5 protein-coding genes are annotated in these 3,915 nt (G+C 36.8%); 1 reads left to right on the forward strand and 4 read right to left on the reverse strand.

Going from position 1 to position 3,915, the window contains the following annotated elements; genetic code table 11:
• Positions 1–34: 34 nt before the first annotated feature.
• On the reverse strand, positions 35–367 hold the full coding sequence (locus tag AC1DOS_RS18505; protein WP_108584457.1) for a YlaH-like family protein: 333 nt from the start codon (positions 365–367) through the stop codon (positions 35–37).
• A 24-nt stretch (positions 368–391) separates the two neighbouring features.
• Positions 392–2,239 carry a translational GTPase TypA gene (gene typA / locus AC1DOS_RS18510; protein ID WP_108584456.1) on the reverse strand — a complete coding sequence of 616 codons (1,848 nt, stop codon included), beginning with the start codon at positions 2,237–2,239 and terminating at the stop codon, positions 392–394.
• Positions 2,240–2,353: 114 nt separating this feature from the next.
• On the opposite strand from typA, the gene AC1DOS_RS18515 reads away from it, so the two are divergent.
• A complete protein-coding gene (locus AC1DOS_RS18515) occupies positions 2,354–2,539 on the forward strand; it encodes a DUF5325 family protein (RefSeq protein WP_108584454.1) in 186 nt (61 codons plus the stop codon).
• Between the two features lie 119 nt (positions 2,540–2,658).
• Here the strand turns inward: AC1DOS_RS18515 and AC1DOS_RS18520 are convergent, their stop codons facing one another.
• A complete protein-coding gene (locus AC1DOS_RS18520; RefSeq protein ID WP_477538688.1) occupies positions 2,659–3,450 on the reverse strand; it encodes an inositol monophosphatase family protein in 792 nt (263 codons plus the stop codon).
• Between the two features lie 108 nt (positions 3,451–3,558).
• Complete coding sequence (locus AC1DOS_RS18525; protein WP_108584451.1) at positions 3,559–3,756, reverse strand: hypothetical protein; 198 nt, start codon at positions 3,754–3,756, stop codon at positions 3,559–3,561.
• Between the last annotated feature and the right edge of the window lie 159 nt (positions 3,757–3,915).

The raw sequence follows: 3,915 nt of genomic DNA on the forward strand, positions 1-3,915 counted from the left end.
CTACTATATTTGAAAACACAAAAAAAGAGAAGCACTAGCTCGCGCTAGCGCTTCTCTTTTTTTCATTGTGCAAACGAATTTTATATAAAATTAAAATCATCGCAGCAACTATTAATCCTTCCACAACGGGTAGGAAGAAAGCTAAAAATGTTAACATTATGCATCCTAAAAACAAAAAGAGATAAATAACGATATTTTGAGACATCTTTAACTTTTTTGCAAATCCGAGTTTATAAACTAACACTGATAGTAAGAAGATGACAAGAAACAGAGCGTATCCTGCCATCTCATAGTTTGGAAGGAAGAATTTATAAAGAAAACGCGCAGTAGGGTACATTTTGTCAAAGACAAATTGCTGTTCGTCCAAGATTCCTCAACCTTTCAATCACTCTTAGTTATTTTCAGCTGTTTTACTCTTTTTCGTAACGCGTTCACGTTCAGCTTTATCAAGCACTTTTTTACGTAAACGAATTGATTGAGGTGTAATTTCACAGTACTCATCATCATTTAAGTATTCAAGTGACTCTTCTAAAGTCATGATACGTGGTTTTTTTCTAGTTGTTGTTGCTTCTTTATTTGCAGAACGAATGTTGTTGGCTGCTTTCATTTTCGTAATATTAACTGTTAAGTCGTTATCACGAGTATGCTCTCCAACGATCATTCCTTCATAAATTTCAGAACCTGGTTCAGCGAAAATCGTACCACGATCTTCAATACCTAAAATTCCGTATTCAGAAGCAGTACCTGTAGACATTGCTACAAGAACACCTTTACTACGTCCACCTACACGACCTTTTTGCATCGGTTGGTAGCTATCGAATGTGTGGTTAATGATTCCGTATCCACGTGTTAATGTCATGAAATCAGTTGTGTATCCAATTAATCCACGAGCAGGTACCATAAATACTAAACGTACTTGACCTGAACCGTTATTAACCATATCAAGCATTTCACCTTTACGTTCACCCATTGATTCAATAATTGAACCAACATGTTCTTCAGGTACATCAACTTGTACACGTTCAACTGGCTCACAACGAACGCCATCGATAACGCGAACAATAACTTCTGGTTTAGACACTTGTAATTCGAAACCTTCACGGCGCATGTTCTCAATCAAGATAGATAAATGCAATTCTCCGCGACCAGAAACTACCCATGCATCAGGAGAATCTGTAGGCTCAACACGTAATGAAACGTCTGTTTCAAGTTGAGATTGTAAACGCTCATCAATTTTACGAGATGTTACCCATTTACCTTCACGTCCAGCGAATGGACTGTTGTTCACTAGGAACGTCATTTGAAGAGTTGGCTCATCGATACGTAAAATAGGTAATGCCTCAGGATGTTCTGTTGGACAAACTGTTTCCCCAACGTTGATATCTTCCATTCCTGAAACGGCAATCAAATCACCAGCGTGAGCTTGTTGAATTTCAATACGTTTTAGACCCATAAATCCAAACATTTTTGTAACACGGAAGTTTTTCACTTTACCGTCTAATTTCATTAGAGAGACTTGTTGTCCTACTTCCATAGTTCCACGGAATACGCGACCAATACCAATACGGCCAACATAGTCATTGTAATCTAAAAGAGACACTTGGAATTGAAGTGGGTCTTCTTTGTTATCAACTGGCGCTGGAATGTGTTCAATAATTGCATCATAAATTACTTTCATGTTTTCTTCTTGATCTGCAACGTCAGATGAAAGACTTGCAGTACCATTCATACCTGATGCGAAAATTACTGGGAATTCTAATTGTTCGTCATTTGCTTCAAGTTCAATGAAAAGTTCTAGAACTTCGTCCACAACTTCTTCAGGACGTGCAAAGTCACGGTCAATTTTGTTTACAACAACGATAGGTTGTAAATTTTGTTCTAGTGCTTTTTTCAATACGAAACGAGTTTGTGGCATACAACCTTCGTATGCGTCAACTACAAGTAGAACACCGTCTACCATTTTCATAATACGTTCAACTTCTCCACCAAAGTCAGCGTGGCCAGGCGTGTCAAGAATGTTGATCTTCACATCTTTATATTGGATCGCTGTATTTTTAGCTAGGATAGTTATACCGCGCTCACGCTCGATATCACCAGAATCCATGGCACGCTCGTCCACATGTTCATTTGAACGGAAAGTACCTGATTGTTTTAACATTTGGTCAACTAAAGTAGTTTTACCATGGTCAACGTGGGCAATTATTGCAATATTTCTTAGGTCTTGACGTAAATTAGTCATTGTTTCACTCCATATTCTTTTTTCGAGTCCTTAACTGTGTTATTATAGCACATGTTATATATATTTGTCTGATTTTGCATTGAAAAATTTTATTTATTAGGTGGAGGACTTTCCGTGAAAAATTTTAAATGGGTATTTGCGCTTTACTCCCTGTTGGCTTTGCTATCAATGTTCTCTATTGGGATTTCCGTTGGGTTACGTAGTATTCCAGGTATTCTTGTGAGTATTTTATTATTAATCCTCGTGATGGGATTTGGCTTTAAAACGAAAAAGAAAATGCGCGAACAAGGTTTATTATAGGAAAAAGCAAGAAATGGAGGACTTCCATTTCTTGCTTTTTATTTTAAGACTATGTTAATGAATTCTGTATATATTGAAGAACAAACACAACTACGAACCGAATCATTGTTTAACAGAGCCTATTTTAGAATAATGTATTTCTCGATTAAAGTGTCATGCAAACTTTTTCGTGCCACAAGAAATGTATCCTGTCCAAGTAACTTTAAAGGTTGTCCATTCAAATTAGTTGCTACTGCGCCTACTTCTTGTGCGATCACGACACCTCCCGCAACATCCCAGGGCGATAAACGCATAGACATATAGGCATCTATCCTTCCTGTTGCGACATAGGCTAGTTCTAGAGCTGCTGATCCATACGAACGTATGCCTCTGACGTCTTTAACAAGCCTTACAAGTCCTTCATTTTCAATATAACTGTTTGGCACTACCCAACTCGCATTCATTCCAATAATAGCTTCTGAAATCGTTGTTGATTCAAGGAGAGGAATTGGCTCATCGTTTAAATATGCCCCTTGTCCTTTTTGTGCACTATATAATTCATCATGTATTACATCATATATATATCCGAGAACCCCAATACCATCCTTATAAATACCCAACGATATGGCGAAATTTCGTTGCTGATGGATAAAATTCATTGTCCCATCGATTGGATCCAACATCCACACATACCCATCGAGGTTAGTGAGGCGATCACCGAATCCTTCTTCGCCTAAAATGAAGTGACCTTCAAAATCATGTCGAATATGTTTAATGAAAAATTGTTCAATTTCTTTATCTATATTGGTCACTAAATCATTGGCATCCGCTTTTGATTCTATAGCCAGTTCGCTTGAAAAAGACTGACGAATTTTTCTACCTGCTTCTTTAATTAACGCTTTTGCATAACGATCGAGTTTTTGAAGTTCCAATTGACTAGCCGCCTTTCCTAAATCATTAACCTTAGTATAAACAAAAAAGCACCTTATGTCAGAAATTGACCATTAGGTGCTTACGTATTAATATGTGTTTTTTTGTTTTCAATATAAGGCATGCAAGGCCTCCAACTCAGAATGAATCTCACCTAGTCTTACTTTGCTCTTCTCAATTTCACTTTGGTTTTCATGTTTAATTGCATCGAACAGAGAGGCAAGTTCATAGTCAAGCTCCAATTTTAACCCTAAGATTAATTTTTTCTCTATCTCTTGTTTGCGTACGATATGAACAACTTGTTTCATGGTCTTACACCCCTTTTCTGATTATAAATCAAAATATTCTGAATGTTTTATATACAATATGACAAGAAGTTAATTTTGTCAACTTCATTAAGACTACTTACAAGATTTTTTCCCATCTTTTGATTAAACTAAACATAGGAAATGCGAAAGGTGGAAAAA

The organism is Paenisporosarcina sp. P5_A11, from assembly GCF_056400705.1.

What these genes read in the sequence shown, in the direction of transcription:
- AC1DOS_RS18525 (WP_108584451.1), bottom strand. Translation starts at nt 3,756, where the DNA reads ATGAAACAAGTTGTTCATATCGTACGCAAACAAGAGATAGAGAAAAAA.
- typA (WP_108584456.1), bottom strand. Translation starts at nt 2,239, where the DNA reads ATGACTAATTTACGTCAAGACCTAAGAAATATTGCAATAATTGCCCAC.